The sequence below is a fragment of the Kribbella sp. NPDC049174 genome, from assembly GCF_043197365.1.
Lineage (GTDB): Bacteria > Actinomycetota > Actinomycetes > Propionibacteriales > Kribbellaceae > Kribbella.
On the sequence record NZ_JBICSZ010000008.1, the window covers coordinates 398055 to 419962 of the forward strand.

Genomic DNA, 21908 nt, shown 5'->3' on the forward strand with positions numbered 1-21908 from the left:
GCCCCACCTCTCAACCACAGAACATCTCAGGCTGACGCAGCAGTAGCCCCAGTAGGCAGGATCTCCGCTGCTTGAACAAGCTGACCCCGACCAATGAACCGCCCTGTCACCAGCAACCCGGCCTCGTGCTCGACCTGGCCGGCGTGGCTGTAGACCAGGTCTTGGACTACCCACGGGACTAGACCTAGCTCGAAAGCGTCTACGGCTGTCTTGAGGACGCAGGACTCGGTGTCGAGTCCGACAACGATGATGTTCCTCCAGCCGTTGCGAGTCACCAGCTCGGTGCCCTCTTTGTTGAAGAGTGAGTAGGTCGGTTTGTCCATGACTGCGGCCGCGCCAGGAACCAAGTCTGCAAGCTCGTCAACGAGCTCGATCTCTGGTGTGCCCGGCATCATCGCGCTCCATCGGATTAGTTGCTCAAAGAGCGAGTCCGGGTAGTTGATGAATCGCGACATGACGTACGGCCGCCCGGCTGCGGCCCATTGGCGGGTGAACTCTGCGATTCGCGGTACGACGTGTGCCGAGCGCGGTGATACGAAGCCGTTCTGTACGTCGACCAGGACGAGAACGCTGTCGTCAGCGGGGATCACGTTGTTGCCTTTCTGCGGAGTCCTTCAAGATTTCGATCGTGTCGTTGAGATGGTTCTGCAATCCACTTGATTCAAGGATGGTGATCCTCATCGCCACATGCTGGGCCGATTCGCGTGGTCGCGAGTTTGTTAGTCGCGATGTCATTCCGCGGAGCCAGCGCCAATCGAATCCTGGCGCGACTTCCGGGTCGCGTCCATCTTCGATCTGTGATCGGATGTGGTGGCAGAAGCACCAGAGAGATTGCACGATGATTTCGAAGTCTACGATTGCTTGCTGCGGTAGTCCGCGGCGTCCCTCAAGCGGATGGTAGGAAACCGACGACCAACTCGCGTACCCGTACGAGATGCCGCTGACGCCGAATTCGTAGATTCGTGGGTCCGAGAATCCATCTCGCATGAATGCCTGTTCGACCAGCTCCGCGTGTGAGCGGGACGGTTCTTCCTCGCCGTGGTCGAGCAGGGTCTTTTGTGCGCACAGCAGCCGCATCGCGGTGACGAGCTGGTCGCCCTTCCACTTCAAGGTGTCCACCCAGAAGGCGCTAAAGATGTACTCCGGGCCCGACTGAGACGGCCCGAGCAGAGATCTCGCGTGCTGCTCAGCCCAGTCGAGCTCGCGTGGGTACGATCCGTGCCGCCACACCGCAACGTCGGCAACAGATTCTTTGCTGAGCGGTTCTTGGATGTGATAGACGAGGCAGCCCCAAGGGAAGCCGTACGGCGTGCATTCTCCGCGCGGGTGGTCGACTTTGATCGCCCAGCATTCGACCTGCTCGACCACCGTTTGCTGGACTGGCAGCGTTGTGGCGAGTTGGGCTACCACGTCGGGACCGACGTACACCGGCGAGAACTTGTTGCTGCTGAGATGGAACTCGGCTTCGCCCGGTTCGCGAGAGTCGGTCAGCCCTCCGAACAGTTCGTGTGGCGAGCATTCAAACGCTCCGCAATAGAGGCGAACGTAGATCTCATCGGTGACGTGACTTGCACCGGTCTCGTGGCGGTAGATCGCCTTTTCCATCGCGGCCCGGGACGGGACGCTGAGGCCCAGCTCACGACCGATGCGCTCGAACTCGGCTGCAAGCCTGCCTCGTCCCCATCCCTTCGCCTGGCGCTGCTCGAGGAGAACGCCGTTTTGGGCGGAGATCGGCCGTGGGGCGGTGGTGGACATCGGTCACGTCCTCCCGTGTCCAGGGACATGCGACATGTCTAGATCCGTCCTGCGCTGTCGACTACTGACAGTGCGCGTGCCACGACATGGTTGTTGGCATGAACAGCAACGACGCAACGTCATCGCGACTCCGAGCCGACCTTGCGCGGCTTCGGTCCTGGCGGTGCCGGCGGGATGCCTTCGGCGCGGGCGAGCCTGCGCACGTACGCCGCCGTGAAGGGGGACAGTTCCTCGACCTCGTTGGGGGTCACGCCATCCCGGAGAGCTGCCAAGGCGGCCGCAATGACCGCCTGGCGGGCGGCCTCGTGGGCGCTCTCGGTGTCCCGGTAGCGGCGGGTCTTGTCGGCCAGCTCTTCGCGTATGTCAGCCACACCGACATGGTATCGGACCACACTTGCGAAACTCAGATCTATCGCGCTACCGTGATCCGAAACAGAGATCCGAAACAGGGATCGCAAATATCAGAGTGACGCCCCGGCGGTTGCAGCCGCCGAGGCGTCCGGGTCGCGCTAGTCCATGGAAGAGGAGCACAACCCAATGAGCATCATCCACCTGTCAGCAGTAGGCGGCCAGGAACCATCGGCTGCGGATCTTGCCGGAATCGAGAGCGAATGGCCGCTGATCGCGGCTGAGCTGGACCTGCTGGACGCACAGATCGCCTGCGTCAACGCAGGGCCGTACGCATCGGTCCTGGACCGTCGTCGGGTACGCCGTGCCGAGCGCCGGGTCCTGGTCGTGAGGCGCGAGCTGGCCGACTGTGAAGCCGTCGAGGACGGTGCCGCATGAGCCGCCGCGTGATGACCTTGGAGCAGACCTGGGCCGATCGGCTCGGTATCGACAGCTCCGCGGCCGTGGGCGACGAGCTGGCCGCGCGGTTCGAGCATCTGTCGCGGTTCGTGCTGGGCGGTGAGATGTCCCCGGCCGGTAAGCCGGTGTCGGCTGAGGCTGCGACGGCGTACGGGGAGCTGTGGGTCCTTGCGGGGTTCCTGGCCGATGTCCGCCGCGCGATGACTGGTCCGGGGGTGGAGTGGTGAGCACCCCGCTTCGTACGTCGTACCCGGTGTCGGTCGAGGAACTGATCCCGGCCGCCCGCAAGCTTGCTGAAGACCTGGGTTCGGTCCCGTCGCGGAACCGGATCATGAAGGAGTTCCGGATCGGCGCCGACAAGGCCCGTTCGATCCGGGACGCTCTCGCCGTACCGGACGTCAAGCCCACGCCGGAATCGGTTGAGCGCCCGCTTCACTCCGTGCCCGACCCGGACGAGACCGGGCACGATGGCGACACGGATGAGATGCCCCCCGCGTCGGAGAAGGGGGCATCTCCGCAGGTCACGGCGCACACAGACCCGGTTCCGACGCCGGAGTCAGCCACGGTCGAGGTGGTTCCCGCGGCTTCGGTTGATGACGGCAAGCCGGTGCGGTCGTGGCCGGTGCTGCTGCTGGCGCTGCCCGCGTTCGTCGCGGTCTGGTCCGGCTGGGTCGGACTGGGTGAGCTGACCGGCTTCGGCGTGGTCCACCCGCTGCCCGGGATCGCGGACGGCTTCACCATCAACTCTGCTATCACACTGCCGATCGGCCTGGAGACCTACGCCGCGTTCGCGCTGCGGGTGTGGCTGTCCGACCGAGTCCCCGCCCATGCCCGCCGGTTCGCGAAGTGGTCCGCGCTGTCCGCGCTCGGTCTGGGCGCGCTCGGGCAGGTCGCCTACCACCTGCTGGAGGCCGCTGGCGTCACCCGCGCGCCCTGGCAGATCACCACCGTCGTCGCCTGCCTGCCCGTTGCCGTGCTTGGCATGGGTGCCGCGCTGGCTCACCTGATCCACACCCGCCCCACCACGAACGGGGAGAGCTGACATGACCGAGCCGCTGAACAACGAACTGCCCGAACCGATCAACCTGGACTCGCGCCGCGCCCGCCGCGACGACACCCCTGAGGAATCGGCCGGCGCGCTGGTGCCGGTGCCGGTCGACGCCGCTGAGGTCGAGCGGATGGACACCGCCTACGAGATCGCCCTGGACGAGGAAACCGACAACGGCAAGGTGCTGGTGCCGGTGGACACCGCGCGTCTGGCGGTACCGATCGCGGACGGTACTCGGCTGCCGATCATCCCGACCCACCTGCGCCCGGAGAACCTGCGCGCGACCATCACCCGCGCCCTCGCGCGGGCCGGTCACGTCGGCGCATATCACGCGGTGCGGTCGCCCTGGTACGCGACCAAGCTGGGCTGGTTCGCGAGTCGCGGCCTGTCGCGACTGATCAGCCAGCAACTGCGGTGGTGGTGGGTGCCGAACTCGGTCGCACTCGAGCAGAAGGCCGCCGACGCAGGCGAGTTGAAGGAGTGGGAGAAGATCCACCGCCAGCTCAAGGCCACCCGTCTATGGCGCGGTGGCGTGCTGGCGCTGCAGAACCTGGGTCTCCTGATCGGTGCCCCGATCGCCTGGAACGCCGCCCCGGCCGCCGGTCTGGCGGTCGCGGGTGCGGCTTTAGTGGCGGGTCTGGCGCACTTCGGCCGCCCGGCGGGGCAGACGCTGGTGGGTACGGCGGTGGTCGCGCCGAGGTTCCGCAAGCTCAACTCCGACATCGTGCTGCGCGCCTACTACGCCGCCGGTCTGGGTCGCCCGGACCGCACGGACCAGGAGGTCCGCTTCGGGTCTGCGATGTCCAGGGACGCCCGCAACACCGGGTCTCAGGTGGTTGTGGATCTCCCGTACGGCAAGGGCTGGTCGGACGTGGCCGGTGCCCGCGAGAAGATCGCGTCGGGTCTGGATGTCCACGCCAACCAGGTGTTCCTGACCCCGGACAAGACCAGCTCGCGCCGTCACATGCTGTTCGTCGCCGACCGCGACCCGCTCGCCGTGCCGGTGGGCCGCACGGACATGCTGGACTGCAAGCCACGCAGTGTGTGGCGGCCGGTCCGGTTCGGCAAGGACGAGCGGGACGCGCTGGTGAGGCTGCCTCTGCTGTGGTCGTCGCTGCTGGTCGGCGCCCAGCCGCGCAAGGGCAAGACGTTCGCCGCGCGCCTGGTCGCGCTGCACGCCGCACTAGACCCGTGGACGAAACTGATCGTTGCTGACGGCAAGAACTCCCCGGACTGGCTGGGCTTCAAGAAGATCGCCCACCGGACCGTGTTCGGGACTCACCCGAACCCCAACGACGACAACCCGATCGAGCACCTGCAAGCCATCCTGGACGAAGTCCTGGCCCACATCGACCGCGTCAACAGCGTGCTCACGTCACTGCCGGTCAGCGCCTGCCCAGACGGCAAGCTCACCGAGGAACTCGCCCGCGACCACCGCTACCCGGATCTGCGGGTGCTGGTGATGGTGATGGAGGAGTTCCAGGTCTACTTCGAGACCGAGGACCAGGCGGTGAACAAGGAGATCGCCGCCAAGCTCTCCCGTATCCAGGCGGTCGGGCCATCGGCCGGCGTCGTGCTGATCTCCAGCTCGCAGAAGCCGTCCGGTGTCGGCGCGGGCGACGTCGGCCGGTTGTTCAACCGGTTCCGCGACAACCACTCCAACCGGTTCGCGCTCAAGTGCGGCAACCGGATCGTGTCCGAAGCCGTGCTCGGCGGCGACGCCTACGCCGAAGGGTTCGACGCGTCCTCGCTGCCCGTGGGCGACGAGTACCGGGGCGTCGGCTACCTGTACGGGGTCACCGACTCCACTCCCACCGTGCGCACGTTCCTGGCCGACGCAGCCGACGCAGACAAGATCCTCACCGCCGCCCGCAAGCACCGCGAACAGCTCGGCACCCTCACCGGCGAGGCCGCCGGGGAAGACCTGGAGCGCGCCACCCGCGACGTCCTGGCCGACGTCCTCACGGTGATGGGGCCAGACAACGCCGGTCACTGGGACACCATCGCCGGGCGGCTGGCCAACCAGATGCCGGAGCAGTACGACGGCACCACCCCGGACGCGATCTCCGCGCAGGCCCGCGCGCTGGGCGTCGCGTCGGTGAACGTGAAGCGCGACGGCGTGACCCGCAAGGGCTGCCGCACCGACGACGTCCGGGCCGCGATGGCCCGCCGCGACGGCACCACCGCCTAAACCGCAGGCGACAGAGAGTAACCAGCACAACTGAGGGTGCGGGACGGTCGAAGTAGCGGCCGGAACGCTACCGGTAGCGGCTGCGCTACCCGTCCCGCTACCCCGCAACCCATAGCTGACCAGGCCATTCGCTCAGGCGTAGCGAGTAGCGGCCTCGGCTCCTCACGCCCAAAAACAGCCCGTTGGAGGCTTCCCGTGTCCATCCACCCCGCTACCGCTATCTCCACCGCCGCTACCCACGGTAGCGACCTCGCCGCCACGGCCCAGACAGCCGGGCAGGTCGCCACGGTGGCACTCATCGTGACCATCGCCGTGTCGCTCTACCTGCTGGGCTGCCTGATCTGGCCGTTCGGCAAGTGCCGCCGCTGCAAGGGCGTCGGCAAGTTCAAGTCCCCGTTCGGCCGCGCCTACCGACACTGCGGCAAGTGCGACGGATCCGGGCTGCGGGTCCGGCTCGGACGCCACGTCATCAACCACATCCGCGCGGTCCACGGTGCCGGAGACAACTCGACCAGCAAGGGCAAGCGCTGATGGCCGCCCCTATCGACCGCGCCAGCCTGCACCCGGCCGCGTCGCGCTGGATCGAGCTGTGGAACGGCCAACAGGCCCTCGGCTGGGACCACTGCGGGACACCGGTATTCCGGTTCCGGTGGGCACCCGCAGGCCTGGCCACCCGCCGCCAGCTCCGCGCCATGCGCCTGTGCCCGGGCGGACAGGAACCGTACGCGTTGCTTGCCTGGCGCAACGGCAAGCGCTGGGCCTGGCTCTACCGGCTCGACCTCGCCCGCCCGTCCCGGGTGCCGTCACCGGCCCAGCTCAACGCCCTGGACAAGGCCATGCAAGCCCGCCGGACATGCCAGCTCTGTAAGGCCGTCACCGACTACTGCATCCCGACCTCAGACGGCCGCTGCAACGACTGCATGACGAGCCATGCGGCGGCCTGACCACACGGCTCCGGCGCTGTGTGTTTCAACGCCGGAACCTGGCGAGTCGTGGGTACGGCCGCACCCGCGTTCGCCTACCGCACAGGTACCCGACCCTGACCCCACCAACCAGCCCGATCGCCCCTCGAGGAGGACAACCCGATGAATGACATGCTGACCGCCGCCCTCGCTGCCGCTGGACGTGGCTGGCCGGTCTTCATGCTCGGTCGCTCCAAGCGGCCGGTCGCCAACTGCGACGACTGCCCCAAGGACGCCCACGACCCCGCGAGCTGCGGGCACCTGACCTGCCACGGGTTCTACGCCGCCACCACCGACCCGGCCCGCGTCGCCGCCATCGTGGACGCCGTCCCGCGCGGACAGCTCGCGGTCCGTACCGGCGCCGTATCCGGGCTGCTGGTCGTCGACGTCGACCCCGCACACGGCGGCGACTACAGCCTGTCCGACCTGATGGCGCACCGGCTGGTGCCGCGCACGTTGTGGGTCCTCACCGGATCCGGGGGAGTGCACCTGTACTACCGGCACCCCGGACAAGAGATGCAGTCGCGGCCGATGCCGCACCGGGCCGGGATCGACGTCAAGGCAGACGGCGGGTACGTCGTCCTCCCACCGTCGACCCACCACCGCACACGCCGCCCCTACCAATGGGGCAACGGACCCGCCGAACCGGTCGAGATGCCCCCCGCGCTCGTCACTGCCTGCCTGCCACCACCGGCAGACCTGACGCCGAGCGCCGGCCAAAATACCACCACCGAAGCGGGGGGCATCTCCCACCCCGAGCGACTGCTGACCGCGCACCTGGACGCCGTCCGCAACGCACCCGAGGGACGCCGCCGAACCACGCTCTACGGCGCCGCGCGAGGCATTGCGCGGATGGTCGCGGCCGGAGCGATCAGCCACACCGACGCCGTTGCCGCACTGACCGATGTGGGGCAGCAAGCCGAGCAGACCGCCCGCGACATCAGAGCCGCCATCACTGGTGGCTTCCGTGACGAAGGGATCGCCGCATGACCACCCCCAGCACCGACAGAACACAGCCGATCGACGGCGCGAGACTGCTGGACGACGTGGCCGCAACCATCGCCCGGTACGTCATCCTGCCCAGCACCTCGGCAGCCGTCGCGGTCGTGCTGTGGATCGCCGCCACCCATGCCGTGAAGGCGTGGAACTGTGCTCCGCGGCTGGTGATCCGGGCACCCGAACGGCGGTGCGGAAAGTCTCGGCTGCTCGACATGGTCGAGGCGATGTGCCACCGGCCGCTGATGACCGTCAACGCATCCCCGTCAGCGGTCTACCGGTCCATTGGCATGGCGCCGTCCGACCCGCCGACGCTGCTGATCGATGAGGCCGACACCATCTTTGGCCCCAAGGCAGGCGAAAACGAGGATCTGCGCGGGCTGCTGAACGCCGGTCACCAGCGCGGCCGCCCCGCCCTGCGGTACGACGCCGGATCACGGTCGGTGGAGAAGATCCAGACCTTCGCCATGGCGGCGCTCGCAGGTATCGGTGCGATGCCGGACACGATCGAGGACCGCGCTGCCGTGATCCGGATGCGTCGCCGCGCGCCCGGTGAGCAGGTCGCGCCGTACCGGGTCCGTCGGGATGGCCCGGAGCTGGGCGAGCTGCGCCAGCTGCTTAACCAGTGGCTTGCCCCACAGGTGATCGAGCTGACCAAGGCCGCGCCGGACATGCCGCTGGAAGACCGCGCTGCCGACACCTGGGAGCCGATGATCGCCGTTGCCGACCTGGCAGGCGGGCAGTGGCCACGGGCTGCCAGAAAGGCCGCTGTAGCGCTCACCAGCGACCGCGATGCGGGCGACGAAGGATCGACCCCGACCCGGCTCCTGTCCGACTGCCGCACTGCGTTCCAAGACGCTGACGCGCTGCCGACACAGATCCTGCTAGAGCGGCTCCGCAGTGACCCGGAGGCGCCCTGGGCAACGATCGGAAAGGCCGGGCTCACGGCGATGCGGATGGGCAACCTGCTGCGGGACTTCGAGATCCACAGCGACACCATCAGGTTCCCCACCGGACAGGCCAAGGGCTACTACCGCAGCGATTTCACCGACGCCTGGAACCGCTACTGCCCCGAGCCGAAACCGGCCGGTGGAGAAGCCGTACCAGCCGTACCAGCCTCAACATCGCAGGTCAGAGTCGATGAGGCTTCCGCCACTGGTACGGCTCAAGCCGTACCAACCACCCAAGCCTCCTTGGACCTGACCAGCCAAAACGAGGCTGGTACGGCTGGTACGGCTTGGGTCCCCAGAGCTGTCCCCATGCCGAATGACGATGCCGGCATCTCCACTCACCCGACCTCGGTCAGCGCCTGACCATGCCTGGACAGAACGGAGTCACGCCTCAGATGAGCACGATCCAGATTGCCGACGCCGACCGCCTGCTGATCACCACCGATGACGCTGCTGCCCGACTCGGTATCCATCGCTCGACGCTCTACGACCTGATCCGAAGCCGGAAGCTGAAGACCGTGAAGATCGGTGCTCGCCGGTTGGTTCGGGTCTCAGCTCTGGAGGAAGCCATTCAACTCCTGGAGGAGGAAACCGCAGCATGAAGGCCGCTAACGGTGACGGCTCGATCTTCTACCGCGCCAGCAAGGATCGGTGGTTCGGCGCGGCGTATCTCCTGCAGCCTGACGGTACGTACGCCCGGAGAGAGGTGTCACACAAGGACCGGGACCAGGTCGTGCAAAAGCTCAGGAACATGCAGACACGTTCCGACCAAGGCATTCCGGCTGAGGCGACCAACTGGCAGGTCGAGGCATTCCTGAAGTACTGGCTAGAGCACATCGTGAAGCCGTCGAAGAAGCCGAAGACCTATCAGGGGTATGAGCTGGTGGCGCGGGTGCATCTCATTCCCCAACTGGGCAAGAAGAAGCTGCACAAGCTGACCGGTGCCGATGTCCGCTTGTTCATGAAGCGCCTGCGGAACAGCTGCCTTTGCTGTCTGCACGGGTACGACGAACGACGCGGTGATAAGGCGAGCTGCTGTGCGGTTGGTCGTTGCTGCGAACGGCGTCCGTCAGACCGACTGGTGGAGCAGGTACACGCCGTATTGCGCAATGCACTTCAAGCCGCCGTGCGGGAGGAAGTACTTCAACGCAATGTGGCAAAGCTGGTCCAGGTGAAGGGCGCGCAGTACGACATCAACAGGGGCGCAACGGAGGAACAGGCTCGGCTCCTGCTCGAGGCAGCCAGGGCGACCCGGCTTCACGCCCTGTTCGTGCTCGCGCTCTTCCTGGGCCTGCGTCGCGGCGAGCTGCTCGGGCTGAAGTGGGAGGACATCGACTGGGCAGAGAACACCGTGCAGATCCGCCGCACGCTGCAACGTGTCGACGGAGCCCTGCAAGCCGTGACACCGAAGACCAATCGCTCGCGCCGCACGGTGCCGCTGATCGCGGTCTGTGCGGAAGCCCTCCGGAGCCACAAGCGCCGGCAAGCGATGGAACGGTTGCTGGCCGGTGAGAAGTGGGTGGACACCGGCTACGTCTTCACAACTGAGATCGGTACGGCGATCGAGCCGGACAACCTGCGGCGGGTCTGGTATCCGCTGCGGGAGGCGGCCGGGCTGGGGGAGATGCGCCTCCACGACCTCCGGCATAGCTGTGTGACCTTGCTCCTACGGCTGAAGGTGCCGCCGCACATCGTTCAGGCGATCGTGGGGCACGCAGACATTCACGTGACGATGACGATCTACGCGCACGCATCGCTGGACGACCAGCGGAAGGCGCTTGATCAGCTCGCGGAGCTGGTTGCCGGGTAGGCGTTGCGGTACTGGTTGCGGTACTCGCGGGAGGTTCGGCGGATCTCGGACCGAGATCCACGCTCAAGAAAGGGTGGTCAGGGGCGGTCTCGAACCGCCGACCTTCCGCTTTTCAGGCGGACGCTCTACCAGCTGAGCTACCTGACCGGAGGAGAAAATATGGCGGCGGTGTTTGACACCGCCGCCTTCTCCTGGCGACCCAGACGGGACTCGAACCCGCGACCTCCGCCGTGACAGGGCGGCACGCTAACCAACTGCGCCACTGGGCCAGATTTCTCGATGATCCTACAGTATCTTCGAGGTGGTTCTGACACCGGTCTTTCGACCGTATCCCCAACGGGATTCGAACCCGCGTTACCGCCTTGAAAGGGCAGCGTCCTAGGCCACTAGACGATGGGGACTCGGACCCGCGGGAGCCGAAGCTCCAGGGACAGCCGTAAGCATAGAGGAGTTGGGCGCCGACGCCAAAACGAGTTCCTGAACGGCTGATGAGCTCGATCGAGACCGCAGACGGGACGGGCGCCGTACGCCGGGGGACATTCGGCGTACGGCGCCCTGGGGGGAGGGCTAGCTGGTGGCGTCAGGGGCGATCAGCTGCGGGTACTGCGCGACGAACAGCTCGTAGAAGCTAAGCGCCGGCAGGATGTATCCCTGTGGGCGGGCACTGTTCGCGACGTCGTAGGCCCACAGCGCGGACCGCATCCGCTGGTTCGGCGTGCCGTGGTGGCCGTCGGCGGTGAAGCCGCAGTCGCCCAGCTGGAAGAACAGTTGGCCGAACGATGCGACCCGCTTCCACTGCATCGCCGCGCCGCGGGCGTGGGTGAGGAAGTACGAGCTGTACGCGTCGGCCATCAGCTCGGCCCAGCGCGACGCCTCGGGCGCGGGCAGGTCGTTGCGCATCAGGTCGTCGGCGTACTGCACCTGGTGACCGAACTCATGCGCGAGGATCGCCTGCGGTGCCACGTCGCCGAGTCCGACCCGGGCGAAGCCCTCCAGTACGCCGTCGCCGAACGCGATCCGCTTCGGCGAGACGCCGTACCCCGGGATGACCTCGCCACCCGGTGCGGCGTACGCGTTGAAGGTGAAGATCGGCAGGTCGCCGTACTCGAGCACCGGGCTGTTGAGCTCGCGGGCGACCAGGTCGGCGGATACCCGCGACGCGACCGGGTCGAAGCCGTAGACGGCGGTGAAGACGCGGTAGTTCACATCCGGGTCGAGCATCGACCGGCCGTGGGCGGGCACGAGTTCGATGTCGCCGGACGGGATGTCCCAGAACTGCCGCAGGTCGCGGATCGTGCGATTGACCACATTGGTGAACTCGCCCCGGATGCCGTACGTGTACGGAGCGGGCTGGGGCAGGTACGCCGCGTCGACCAGCGCCATCTGGAACAGCAGCACATGGAGGACCGCCAATCGCTGCTCGAACGTCCAACTGGACACGTCCGGTGTGACCGCAGCTGCCACCGGCGGAGTGGCCGCGGAGCACTCGTACTGCGTCGGGTCGATGGCCTCCAGTACGGCGTCCTGCGCGGGGTTGTCCGGCAGCCCGAGCTGCGCCTTGACCGCGGCCGCGCGCTCCCGCATGGCCGGCAGATTGTCGACGATCTGCTGGATCTCGGGTGACAGTTGCTGCGGTACGGCGCTCTGACTCGGAGCAACCGGGGCCGCACTGGCCGCAGGTGGTGCTGCTAGACCGAAGGCCAGGGCAACGGCGGCGAGAGCCGGCCAGGCCAGACGCTTTCTCATCAGGGACTCCTTGGGGACGGGTATGCGGCATCAGTATTGGCAGCCGGTAGCACCCGCTACGAGAGTCCGCGGTGTCAGAAACCGGCATGGCGACAACCTGTCGCCGCCGGTGGTACACAAAGACATGGAACCGCTCCGGGCGCTGGGTCTCTCGGCACCGGCCGAGGCCCTTCTGCTCGACCTGCTGCAGCACCCCGATGCCACGCCGGCAGAGCTGGCCGCGCAGCACGACCGCGTGGACGCGAGCCTCGAGGAGTTGAGCGCCCTGGGTCTGGTCGAGCGCACCGATGGCGCCCTGACGATCCGCCCACCGCGGCTGGCGATGGAGGCGCTGGCGGAGCGCCACACCCAACAGGCCTCGCTCGCCCGCGACAGTGCGGAGACGCTCAGCGAGCTCTGGAAGGCGGCCGCCGGCAAGCAGGACTATCTGGAGGTCCTGCCCACGTATGCCGCCTCACAGGCCGTCCTGAACTCGGTCCAGACCGACGCCCAGGAGCAGGTCCGGGCGATGACGATGGGCAACCTCGCGGCCCGGGAGCTGCGGATCGTCGACGGGATGTTCGAGGCGCTCGAGCGAGGCGTCAGGTACGACGTGATCTACGGAGCGCACGTCCTCCAGGACGCCAACGCGCTGCACCTGGTGCAGGCCTGTATCGACGCCGGCGAGACGGCCCGGGTCTTCCCGCACGTACCGCTCAACATCACGATTGTCGACAATCGCTGGGCCTTGGTCGGGGCACGATCCGAGGTACGGCGGGGGCCCGAGTTCACCGCGGTCGTGGTCCACGACTCCCCGCTGCTCGCCGGACTGGCCAGGATCTTCGAGGCGCTGTGGCGGATCGCCGTACCGATCACCGGCGGCACCGAGCTGAACGACGTGACCGCCGGGCCGAGCCTCGACGCGAAGCGGCTGCTGACGTACCTGAGTGCCGGTCTGACGGACGAATCGATCGCCCGGGAGTTCGGTGTCAGCGAACGCACCATCGCGCGCCGGATCGGCCGGTTGCAGGAGGCCCTCGGCGCGCAGACCAGGTTCCAGCTCGGCGTCCAGGCGTCCCGGCAGGGTTGGCTTTGAGTTACTAGGCTGGCTGCGTGATCGAGATGAGCCGGGCGGACTTCGAGGTGCTGGTGTCCGAGGCGCTGGACGAGGTGCCGCCGGAGCTGGCGGCACTGATCGACAACGTCGCGATCTTCGTCGAGGACGAGCCGCCGGCCGGTGATCCGCAGTTGCTCGGGATCTACGAGGGCATCCCGCTGACCGAGCGGGGGCACTACTACGGCGGCGTCCTGCCGGACCGGATCACGATCTACCGCAATCCGACCCTGGCGATCTGCGACACCGTCGAGGACGTCGTCGATGAGGTGAACATCACGGTCGTGCACGAGATCGCCCACCACTTCGGCATCGACGACGCCCGGCTGCACGAGCTCGGCTACGGCTGAGACCTCAAGCGGGCTGAGACCTCAAGCGGGCTGAGACCTCAAGCGGGCTGAGACCTCAGGAGCGCCGGAACAGCAGCTTCCAAGGCATCAGCGCCGACTCCAGCTGAACCTTCAGGCTCATCTTCGAGGCACCCGCCGTACGCTCCTCGAACCGGATCGGGACCTCCGCGATCCGCAGCCCGCGGCGGACCGTGCGGTGGTTCATCTCGACCTGGAACGAGTACCCGTTGCTCTCGATCGTGGTGACGTCGATCCACCGCAGCGTGTCGGCCTTCCAGGCCTTGAACCCGGCGGTGGCGTCCTTCACGTGCAGGCGCAGGATCGCGTTCACGTAGAAGTTGGCCCAGGCGGACAGCGCCCGGCGGTGCCAGCCCCACTCCGCGGCCGCGGAACCGCCCTCGACGTACCGCGACCCGATCACGACGCCGGCGTCCGTGGTCCGCAGCGTCTCGACCATGATCGGGACCACCGAGGCGGGGTGGGACAGGTCCGCGTCCATCTGGATCACGATGTCCGCGCCCTCGTCCAGCGCTCGGCTGATGCCGGCGATGTACGCGCGGCCGAGGCCGTTCTTCTCGGTCCGGTGCAGTACGCCGACCTGCTCCGGCGACGCCTTCGCCAGCTCGTCGGCCACATCGCCGGTGCCGTCGGGGGAGTTGTCGTCGACCACGAGCATCTGCAGGCCCGGCAGGTTCAGGTCGGACAGCAGCCCGGCCAGCACGGGGAGGTTCTCCCGCTCGTTGTAGGTCGGTACGACGACGACGATCTTGCTCAGCTCACCCATGACTTTCCTTCTTCGGGGACCACCGGACGCTATCGCATCCACCGGCCGAGAACCGAAAGGTGATCTGGCCAAGCGTCGAAGGAGCTGTCCGCCGGGGCGAAGTTCAGAGCGAGGCGAGGGCCTCGGTGACGTCAGAGTAGATCCGGAACTGGCCGCCCAGGCCGGTGACGGCCAGGGGGCGGTCCACGGGGCGGCCGACGCCGACCAGGGCCAGGGTGATGTTGTGCTGGCCGGCCAGGTTGCGGGCCTCGACCAGATTGCCGAGACCGGCTGAGCTGCAGAAGGTGACAGCCGAGACGTCGATCAGAACCAGCCGGGCCGGCGGTGCCACCGCGGCACGGATCGACTCGGCGGCGAACTCGGTGGTCGCGATATCGATCTCACCGGACAGCCGGACCAGCAGTACGCCGGGTTCCAGCTCCTCGGTCACAGCGTCGAACGTTGTCTTGATCATCTCGCCGTCCCGCGGCTCAGGCTGGCTTGTCACGCCGGTCTCTCCCCCGGGTCGTTCCGCGAAACGCCGGTCGGTCCTGGCGGAGTGGAACTGCCCTGCTCTCACCGTATGCCCCAACGCGCAGGCGTCACAACGGGTCTGAGCGGGATGACCTCGGAGCGTGATCTAACCAGGGATGTAAGCGCTACCAGCTATTGCATCTGCCTGTGCAGATGCCTCGGTCATCTACCTGTGCAACGCATCGAACAAACACATCACCCCCAGAAGGCCGGTTGGGTCTGGACGTTGAGCTCGGACAGCTTGACCCGGCCGGCCGAGTCGGTCCGTGCGTCGGAGATCTTGAAGGTGTCGAACGCGGTCACCGACTCGGTGCCGTAGATCGTGCCGTTGTAGTAGTACGCGGACCAGTACCCGCCGAACGAAGCAGGCCGGCGCGGTGGCCGGTCGAAGTACCCGATCTCGTGGGGGTTCGCCGAGTCGGTGAAATCCCAGACCGAGAAGCCACCCTGGTACCACGCCTGCACCATGATGTCGCGGCCGCGGACCGGGATCAGCGACCCGTTGTGCGAGACACAGTTCTCGCCCTCGGCCTGATGCCGCGGGATCTTGTAGTAGCTGCGGAACTTCAGCTTGCGGTGCAAGATGTCGAAGACCGCGGTCGCACCCTTGTCCGGACCGACCGCTTCGTTGCACTCGGCACCGCCACCGCCGCCGAGCTCGTCCATGAAGACGACCTTGGTGCCGTCGCCGTTGAACGTCGCGCCGTGCCAGAAGGAGAAGTTCTCCGCGTCCTGGACCCGGTCGATGACCCGCGGTGCGGCCGGGCGGGAGATGTCCAGCAGGACGCCGTCACCCATGCACGCGGCGGCCGCGATCCGGCGGGCCGGGAAGGCGGTGATGTCGTGGCAGCCGCTCGTCGCGTCACCGGTCTCGCTGCCCGGGAACCCGCCGTCCGGGAACAGCACCGGCGACGCCACCACGGCGGCCTTGGCCGGGTCCCGTAGCGGCACCTTGATGATGTCGATCCGGTCGTTCGGCGGCTGACAGTCCGGGTAGGTCGCGTTCGGGAAGAACGACGAGTTGTAGATGTACACCGAGCGGTTCGACGGCTCCGGGATCAGGGTGTGCGTGTGCGAACCGCACTTGGTCTCGACGGCGGCGACGTACCGGGGGTTGGCCGGGTCGCGGACGTCGAAGATCTTGATGCCCTCCCACGACTCCTTGATTGTCGGCGACTGCGGCACACTCTGGCACGAGTTGTTGCTGCGGGACTGGTCGGTGCTCAGGAACAGCAGGCCGCCGTACACGCTGATGTCGTTCTGGCTGCCCGGACAGGCCACTTGGCTGATCATCCGCGGGTTGGCGGGGTCGCCGACGTCGTAGATCGCGAAGCCGGCGAAGTTGCCGACGTACGCCTTCTTGCCGGCGAACGCGATGTCGGTGTTCAGACCACCGGTCAGCGCACCGGTCATCGGCACACTGGCCAGATGCGTGATGTTGTCGCTCTTCGAGGCGCCCGTGTCGGGTGGGTCGGCCGAGGCTGTGCCGGCCAGACCGGTGAGCAGAGCAACAGTCAGGGCAAGACGGACGAGCGTGCGGGGGCGGCGCATGCCTGGGTCCCTTCTCCGGTCTTCTTCGGTCCCCCAGCCTAGGCGTGATAGACACGTTATGGAAGCGATCTGACACAAGGAGTGAGGCCGTGGGGATCCGCCGCTCAGTGGTTGCGGCTGCGCTCGTCGCAGTACTGGCAGGCTGCAGTACGACGGAACGCGCGGCCGAACCGCCCGCCACGCAGGCACCGGTGATCGTCCCCGGTACGCCGGGCGGCCCGAACCAGACCTTGTCGGCGCCGCCCAGCCGGACCAGCGGCGTCGACCCCGACGATGTCGCGTTCCTGGCCGACATGATGGTCCACCACACCCAGGCACTCCGGATGGCCGGCTACGCCGCGACCTCGGCGGAGAACGCGAAGGTCAAGGCGCTCGCCGAGCGGATCCGGGTCGGCCAGCAGCCGGAGATCGAGGCGATGCGGCAGATGCTCGTCGCCCGCGCTCAGACACCGCCTGACCTGACCCACGTCGACCACATGGACCACAGCGACATGCCCGGCATGGCCACCCATGACGAGCTGACCACCCTGGAGAAGACGCGCGGCAAGGCGTTCGACCAGCTCTTCCTGAGCCTGATGATCAAGCACCACCAAGGTGCGGTCACGATGAGCGGCACGGTGATAGACAAGGGGACAGACCCTCAGATCGGGGAGCTGGCCCAGGAGGTCGGCGTCACCCAGACGAAGGAGATCGCGACGATGCGGCAACTGCAGAAGGGGCTGTGATGGGCGTACTCGACGGCAAGGCGGCCCTCGTCACGGGCGGTTCGCGCGGGATCGGCGCGGCGATCGTACGGCGCTTGGCCGCCGACGGTGCCGTGGTCACCTTCACTTACGTGTCCAGCGAGGCCGCGGCCGCGGAAGTGGTCAACGAGGTGAAGGCGGCCGGCGGCGAGGCGATCGCGGTGCAGTCGGACCAGGCGGACCTGGCCGGCATCCCCGAGCTGTTCGAGCAGGCCTCCGAGCCGACCGGCGCCCTCGACATCTTCGTCTGCAACGCCGCCGAGGTCGTGGTGAAGCCGATCGACCGCGTCACCGAGGACGACTACGACGACCTGTTCGCGACCAACGTGAAGGGCCCGTACTTCGCCATCCAGCAGGCCGCCCGGGTCCTCCCGGACGGTGGCCGGATCATCGCGCTCTCGACCCTGAACACGGTCGTGCCCGGCGCCCTGACAGCCGCTGGCTGACCGGTCAGAACTTGCGCGCCACCGGAGGGCTGCTGATCTGAGGACTGCCGACCTCATCGCCGACATCGACGCCGCCGCGGACCCCGCGGTGGCGAAGATCCTCGCGGGCTACTTCAAGCTGGGCCCCGGCGGCTACGGTCACGGCGACCAGATGATCGGCGTGAAGCTGTCCACCATCCGCGGCCTGATCAAGCCCTACCTGCGTGCGGATCTGCCGCTGGCCGAGCTCGAGCAGGCGCTGAAGAGCCCGATCCACGAGCACCGGATGGCCGTCCTCTGTCTGCTCGCCGATCGCGCGGCTCGCAGTCTCATGCCGCGTACGGCGAACCCGGCAGAGGTCACCGCGATCTACGAGCTATATCTGCGCAGTACGGCGTACATCAACAACTGGGACCTGGTCGACTGCAGTACCTCGGGGATCGTCGGCGGGTATCTGCTCGACAAGCCGCGGGACGTTCTCTACACACTGGTCCGCTCGTCGTCGCTGTGGGAGCGGCGGATCGCGCTGGTCGCGACCCATCTGTTCATCATGCGGGGTGAGAGCGCGGACACGTACGCGCTGTCCGCACTGGTGCTCGACGACCGGGAAGACCTGATCCACAAGGCGTCCGGCTGGATGTTGCGCGAGGCCGGCAAGCGGGTCTCGGAGGACGAGTTGCTCGCGTTCCTCGACCGGCACGCGACGGTGATGCCGCGGACGATGCTCCGCTACGCGATCGAACGGTTGGCGCCGGACGTGCGAACGGCCTACCTGGCGATGCGCTGAGGTTTCGGCGGACGTCGAAAGGCCTCGGCATCCGGCAGCCCGGCGCTACCCTGAGCGCAACAGATCGCGAAAGGGCCGCCCCCATGAACCTGAAGCGCATCATTCATCTGTTGCTGATCGCAACACTCGTCGCCGCCGGTCTGATCGGCGTGCAAACCCCGGCCATGGCCGCACCCGGCTTCCAGATGCCGATCCCGTGCGGTCTTCGCTGGACCACCGCGACCCACAGCGGTCACGCCAGCCAGTGGATGCTTGACATGGTCTCGCCGAGCGGAGCCACCCGCGGTACGCCGGTCCTCGCATCGGCCGGCGGGACCGTCAGTGCCTCGCTGCTGTCGTCCAGCGGTGGTCACATGGTCGTCATCGACCACGGTGGCGGCTGGCAGACCCGGTACCTGCACATGGACCGCCGAGATGTTGCCGTCGGCAACGTGGTGGCCCAGGGCAGGCAGATCGGCATCGTCGGCAACACCGGCGACAGCACCGGGCCGCATCTGCACTTCGAACAGAAACTCAACGGCGTCGTCCAGCAGTCGTGGTTCAACGGGCACGCGGTGCCGCTGACCTGGTCGTACAACCAGCACTTCGAGACCAGCGCCAACTGCGGTGCCGGCGGCGGGAAGTACTGGGTCGACACCTTCGCCAACGCACCTGGTCACAGCACTCCTGGCGGAACGCAGACCGGCACGCTCTACCAGGGCACCAACTACGTCTTCTGCAAGGTCTGGGGACCCGAGGTCCGGGTCGGTTCGGCGTACAACCACTGGTGGATGAAGACGGACCTCGATGTGGGTCCGGCGAACCAGTGGGTGTCGGCGTACTACCTCTCCCGCTGGGGCAACGACGAGGCCAAGGACAACAACGGCGTCGACCTGCCGAACTGCACCTGAGCGAAACCCCACGGATTTGTCGACATGTCGCTGTGGCGGCCGGGGTCAGGATTCGCGGCTTTGGGCGTACGGCGGTGCCGTCAGAGCGCAGTGCGGGTGGTGATGGACGTCCACCGGCCGCACTGCGCGGTCGGCCAAGGTGACCCAGGCCAGCACTGCGCCCGCCGCGGTCATGGCGGCCGAGATCCACAGGGCGTTGGCGAATCCATTGCTGAAGGCAACCGGATCGCGGTACGAGTCCCCGGTGATCCCGGCCGCGATCGGGATCGCGGCGACCGCCATCAGTTGCGCCGAGCGGGCGACAGCGTTGTTCACACCCGACGCCATCCCGGCGTGGTGATCGTCGACCGAGGACAGCACGGTGGCGGTCAACGGTGCGACGGTCGCGACCAGCCCCAGGCCGAGGACGGTGACCGCCGGCAGCACCGCGTTGACGTAGCTCACACCCGGCTCGATCCGCAGCATCAACAGGAAGCCCACGGACATCAGCGACGGCCCGACCGTCATCGGGATCCGCGGGCCGATCCGGTCCGCGAGTCCGCCGGCGTACCCGGACAGCGCGAGCATCAGCACAGTCATCGGCAGTAAGGAGGCGCCGGCCCAGAGGGCGGAGTACCCGAGCACGGTCTGGAGGTACACGACCAGGAGGAAGGTGGCGGTACCGAGGCCGCCGTACACGACGACCGTGACCAGGTTCGCGCCGGTGAAGCGGATGTTGGCGAAGATGCCGGGCGGCAGCATCGGGTGCGAACTACGGCGCTCGACCTCGACGAACACCGCGAGGGCGACCACCCCGACCGCCAGCGAGACCAGCACCAGGGCATCGCCGAAGCTGTGGTCGCCGGCCCTGATCAGGCCCAAGGTGAGGCCGGCGAGTCCGGTGGTCGCGAGGACGGCGCCGGCGATGTCGAGCTTGCCGGTCGCGGTCTCGTCGCGGGTCTCCGGCACATGCCGCAGCGTGATGAGGACGGTCACCAGCGCGATCGGGATGTTGAGCAGGAAGATCAGCCGCCAGGAACCGCTGTCGACCAGGCTGCCGCCGACGAACGGCCCGACCGCCGCGGCGACCGAGGTGAGGCCGGACCAGGCGCCGACCGCCCGGCCACGATCCCCCGGCGCGAACGACGTCTGCAGGATGGCCAGGCTGCCCGGGGTGAGCAGCGCGCCGCCGACGCCCTGCAGGACCCGGCCCGCGATCATCACCTCGAGATTCGGTGCCACCGTGCAGATCACCGACGCGATCGCGAACCAGATCACCCCGACGACGAACACCCGCCGCCGGCCGAGCCGGTCGCCGAGTGAACCGCTGAGCAGGATCAGGGCCGAGAGCGGCAACATGTACGCGTTGATGATCCACTGCAGGCCGGCCACATCGGCGTCGAGGTCGTCGCCCATCGCCGGGAGCGCGACGTTCACCACCGTGCCGTCGAGGAAGGCCATCCCCGATCCGAGGGCCGTGGCCGCGAGTACCCACCTGGCCCGGCTGGTCCCGAACGTGATCCGCTCGTCCGTCATGGACTCACAGTAGGCGGTTACTGCAGCTGCGGAAGGTCCAGTTGAAGAACGACGAGGGCCTTGTCGGCGGGGATGCCCTGCAGGACCGTGAGTTTCGGCGGATCGCCGACCGCGCACCGGGTCTCGGTCAGCAGTGGGCAGACCGCGTTGAGCAGGTCGCCGCCGGTGACGGTCAGGTTGGTCGGCAGCCCGCCGTCGGAGATCGCGGTGAGCGGCCGGATGGCCGACGAGGCCCGCTCCGGCTTCGACTCGGTACGCCGGACCGTCGAGCCGGACAGGCGGTAGGTCAGGCGGATGTTCGTGGCGGCGGTGGTCAGCGGCACGTCCGTCGTCGTGGTGACGCTGGAGCTGGCCAACGGGATGGGGATCCCGTTCGCCTGCATCCGGAGGTTGGTCGCGATCGGCGACGTCTTGGTCATCATCCCGGGCAGCTCCGCACCGGACGCTGGGAGCTGGACCTGCAGGATGTTCGTCGCCCTCGGCAACATCACGTCCTCGGTGACGTCGAACGATCCGTCCGGGCGCGCGACCACGTTCATCCGGATCCCTGGCCTGGTCGCCCCCGGGCCGGGGCTGGTGGACGGGGTCTGACCCGGTTGGGTGGCCTGGGTGGTGGGGCTCCCGGCCGGCCCAGGACTGGGAGCGACCGGACCGGCGACATCGGGTGAGCAGGCCGCGGTCGCGCTGAGCCCCAGAGTCAGCGCGGCCGTAGCCAGCCACCGCACCCCCGAAGCCCGCCGCCGTCTGAGGTCCTCCACCCCCGATAGCTCGATCGGGAGGAACTCCTGGCTCACCGCCGGTGCTCTGTTCGGAGAACCGCGTTCCGACATGAGTCATCGCCCCCCAACGGATCCGGCCGCTCCTCTGGCGGTCGGATCGGACTTGCGCATACGATACGCCGCAATTAGTGGGGTGCGGCAATTACTGCCGATTTTTTCATGGGGACTCCGAGGGGGCACAAAATGGTGAGACGCAGCGTGTCCGGATCATTC

25 protein-coding genes and 3 tRNA genes are annotated in these 21908 nt (G+C 67.5%); 16 read left to right on the forward strand and 12 right to left on the reverse strand.

Annotated features, from left to right (window positions below):
• Nucleotides 1–26 precede the first annotated feature (26 nt).
• From ACGFIF_RS33905 to ACGFIF_RS33915, 3 genes are all read right to left on the reverse strand, one after another.
• Nucleotides 27–590, reverse strand: coding sequence for an isochorismatase family cysteine hydrolase (locus tag ACGFIF_RS33905; protein ID WP_393160171.1), 564 nt, complete (start codon nucleotides 588–590; stop codon nucleotides 27–29).
• Nucleotides 577–1755, reverse strand: a complete 1179-nt coding sequence (locus ACGFIF_RS33910) for a hypothetical protein (protein WP_393160172.1) — start codon at nucleotides 1753–1755, stop codon at nucleotides 577–579. Before ACGFIF_RS33910 ends, ACGFIF_RS33905 begins: the two co-directional genes overlap by 14 nt.
• A gap of 119 nt (nucleotides 1756–1874) precedes the next feature.
• The gene (locus ACGFIF_RS33915) at nucleotides 1875–2126 is read right to left on the reverse strand and encodes a hypothetical protein (RefSeq protein WP_393160173.1); all 252 of its coding nucleotides are present in this window, start codon (nucleotides 2124–2126) and stop codon (nucleotides 1875–1877) included.
• Nucleotides 2127–2292: 166 nt separating this feature from the next.
• Between ACGFIF_RS33915 and ACGFIF_RS33920 the strand changes: the two genes are divergently transcribed.
• From ACGFIF_RS33920 to ACGFIF_RS33965, 10 genes are all read left to right on the forward strand, one after another.
• Complete coding sequence (locus tag ACGFIF_RS33920; RefSeq protein WP_393160174.1) at nucleotides 2293–2541, forward strand: DUF6284 family protein; 249 nt, start codon at nucleotides 2293–2295, stop codon at nucleotides 2539–2541.
• Nucleotides 2538–2789: a hypothetical protein gene (locus ACGFIF_RS33925; protein ID WP_393160175.1), complete on the forward strand. Its 252-nt coding sequence runs from the start codon at nucleotides 2538–2540 to the stop codon at nucleotides 2787–2789. Before ACGFIF_RS33920 ends, ACGFIF_RS33925 begins: the two co-directional genes overlap by 4 nt.
• Nucleotides 2786–3604 carry an ABC transporter permease gene (locus ACGFIF_RS33930; RefSeq protein ID WP_393160176.1) on the forward strand — a complete coding sequence of 273 codons (819 nt, stop codon included), beginning with the start codon at nucleotides 2786–2788 and terminating at the stop codon, nucleotides 3602–3604. Before ACGFIF_RS33925 ends, ACGFIF_RS33930 begins: the two co-directional genes overlap by 4 nt.
• A 1-nt stretch (nucleotide 3605) precedes the next feature.
• Entirely contained in the window at nucleotides 3606–5801 is a 2196-nt protein-coding gene (locus tag ACGFIF_RS33935; protein WP_393160177.1) for a cell division protein FtsK, read from the forward strand.
• A gap of 195 nt (nucleotides 5802–5996) precedes the next feature.
• Entirely contained in the window at nucleotides 5997–6332 is a 336-nt protein-coding gene (locus ACGFIF_RS33940) for a hypothetical protein (protein ID WP_393160178.1), read from the forward strand.
• Nucleotides 6332–6745 (forward strand): RRQRL motif-containing zinc-binding protein, encoded by a 414-nt coding sequence (locus ACGFIF_RS33945; protein ID WP_393160179.1) that lies wholly within the window; start codon nucleotides 6332–6334, stop codon nucleotides 6743–6745. Before ACGFIF_RS33940 ends, ACGFIF_RS33945 begins: the two co-directional genes overlap by 1 nt.
• Before the next feature lie 141 nt (nucleotides 6746–6886).
• Entirely contained in the window at nucleotides 6887–7753 is an 867-nt protein-coding gene (locus ACGFIF_RS33950) for a bifunctional DNA primase/polymerase (protein WP_393160180.1), read from the forward strand.
• Nucleotides 7750–9072, forward strand: a complete 1323-nt coding sequence (locus tag ACGFIF_RS33955; protein WP_393160181.1) for a DUF3631 domain-containing protein — start codon at nucleotides 7750–7752, stop codon at nucleotides 9070–9072. The genes ACGFIF_RS33950 and ACGFIF_RS33955 overlap by 4 nt, the downstream gene beginning before the upstream one ends.
• 32 nt (nucleotides 9073–9104) lie before the next feature.
• A complete protein-coding gene (locus ACGFIF_RS33960) occupies nucleotides 9105–9311 on the forward strand; it encodes a helix-turn-helix domain-containing protein (RefSeq protein ID WP_393160182.1) in 207 nt (68 codons plus the stop codon).
• Nucleotides 9308–10519, forward strand: coding sequence for a tyrosine-type recombinase/integrase (locus ACGFIF_RS33965; protein ID WP_393160183.1), 1212 nt, complete (start codon nucleotides 9308–9310; stop codon nucleotides 10517–10519). The genes ACGFIF_RS33960 and ACGFIF_RS33965 overlap by 4 nt, the downstream gene beginning before the upstream one ends.
• Nucleotides 10520–10593: 74 nt before the next feature.
• Here ACGFIF_RS33965 and ACGFIF_RS33970 read toward each other — a convergent pair.
• The 4 genes from ACGFIF_RS33970 to ACGFIF_RS33985 form a co-directional block, all read right to left on the reverse strand.
• Nucleotides 10594–10666, reverse strand: a tRNA-Phe gene (locus ACGFIF_RS33970).
• Between the two features lie 45 nt (nucleotides 10667–10711).
• Nucleotides 10712–10788, reverse strand: a tRNA-Asp gene (locus ACGFIF_RS33975).
• A 59-nt stretch (nucleotides 10789–10847) separates the two neighbouring features.
• A tRNA-Glu gene (locus tag ACGFIF_RS33980) sits at nucleotides 10848–10920 on the reverse strand.
• A gap of 166 nt (nucleotides 10921–11086) precedes the next feature.
• A complete protein-coding gene (locus ACGFIF_RS33985) occupies nucleotides 11087–12265 on the reverse strand; it encodes a hypothetical protein (RefSeq protein ID WP_393160184.1) in 1179 nt (392 codons plus the stop codon).
• A 124-nt stretch (nucleotides 12266–12389) separates the two neighbouring features.
• On the opposite strand from ACGFIF_RS33985, the gene ACGFIF_RS33990 reads away from it, so the two are divergent.
• Both ACGFIF_RS33990 and ACGFIF_RS33995 read left to right on the forward strand, forming a co-directional pair.
• Nucleotides 12390–13340, forward strand: coding sequence for a hypothetical protein (locus ACGFIF_RS33990; protein ID WP_393160185.1), 951 nt, complete (start codon nucleotides 12390–12392; stop codon nucleotides 13338–13340).
• A gap of 17 nt (nucleotides 13341–13357) precedes the next feature.
• Nucleotides 13358–13708 (forward strand): metallopeptidase family protein, encoded by a 351-nt coding sequence (locus ACGFIF_RS33995; protein ID WP_132216573.1) that lies wholly within the window; start codon nucleotides 13358–13360, stop codon nucleotides 13706–13708.
• A gap of 55 nt (nucleotides 13709–13763) precedes the next feature.
• Here the strand turns inward: ACGFIF_RS33995 and ACGFIF_RS34000 are convergent, their stop codons facing one another.
• From ACGFIF_RS34000 to ACGFIF_RS34010, 3 genes are all read right to left on the reverse strand, one after another.
• A complete protein-coding gene (locus ACGFIF_RS34000; protein WP_393160186.1) occupies nucleotides 13764–14492 on the reverse strand; it encodes a polyprenol monophosphomannose synthase in 729 nt (242 codons plus the stop codon).
• A 103-nt stretch (nucleotides 14493–14595) separates the two neighbouring features.
• Entirely contained in the window at nucleotides 14596–14979 is a 384-nt protein-coding gene (locus ACGFIF_RS34005; protein WP_393160187.1) for an STAS domain-containing protein, read from the reverse strand.
• A 221-nt stretch (nucleotides 14980–15200) separates the two neighbouring features.
• Nucleotides 15201–16556 (reverse strand): LVIVD repeat-containing protein, encoded by a 1356-nt coding sequence (locus tag ACGFIF_RS34010; protein WP_393160188.1) that lies wholly within the window; start codon nucleotides 16554–16556, stop codon nucleotides 15201–15203.
• A gap of 89 nt (nucleotides 16557–16645) precedes the next feature.
• On the opposite strand from ACGFIF_RS34010, the gene ACGFIF_RS34015 reads away from it, so the two are divergent.
• The 4 genes from ACGFIF_RS34015 (at nucleotide 16646) to ACGFIF_RS34030 (ending at nucleotide 19401) form a co-directional block, all read left to right on the forward strand.
• Entirely contained in the window at nucleotides 16646–17281 is a 636-nt protein-coding gene (locus ACGFIF_RS34015) for a DUF305 domain-containing protein (RefSeq protein ID WP_393160189.1), read from the forward strand.
• Nucleotides 17281–17745 (forward strand): SDR family NAD(P)-dependent oxidoreductase, encoded by a 465-nt coding sequence (locus ACGFIF_RS34020; RefSeq protein ID WP_393160190.1) that lies wholly within the window; start codon nucleotides 17281–17283, stop codon nucleotides 17743–17745. The genes ACGFIF_RS34015 and ACGFIF_RS34020 overlap by 1 nt, the downstream gene beginning before the upstream one ends.
• Nucleotides 17746–17809: 64 nt before the next feature.
• Entirely contained in the window at nucleotides 17810–18511 is a 702-nt protein-coding gene (locus tag ACGFIF_RS34025) for a DNA alkylation repair protein (RefSeq protein WP_393160230.1), read from the forward strand.
• Nucleotides 18512–18594: 83 nt separating this feature from the next.
• The gene (locus tag ACGFIF_RS34030) at nucleotides 18595–19401 is read left to right on the forward strand and encodes a M23 family metallopeptidase (RefSeq protein WP_393160191.1); all 807 of its coding nucleotides are present in this window, start codon (nucleotides 18595–18597) and stop codon (nucleotides 19399–19401) included.
• A 45-nt stretch (nucleotides 19402–19446) separates the two neighbouring features.
• Here the strand turns inward: ACGFIF_RS34030 and ACGFIF_RS34035 are convergent, their stop codons facing one another.
• Nucleotides 19447–20916: an MFS transporter gene (locus ACGFIF_RS34035; protein WP_393160192.1), complete on the reverse strand. Its 1470-nt coding sequence runs from the start codon at nucleotides 20914–20916 to the stop codon at nucleotides 19447–19449.
• Nucleotides 20917–20933: 17 nt separating this feature from the next.
• Nucleotides 20934–21710 (reverse strand): hypothetical protein, encoded by a 777-nt coding sequence (locus tag ACGFIF_RS34040; protein ID WP_393160193.1) that lies wholly within the window; start codon nucleotides 21708–21710, stop codon nucleotides 20934–20936.
• Nucleotides 21711–21908 lie beyond the last annotated feature (198 nt).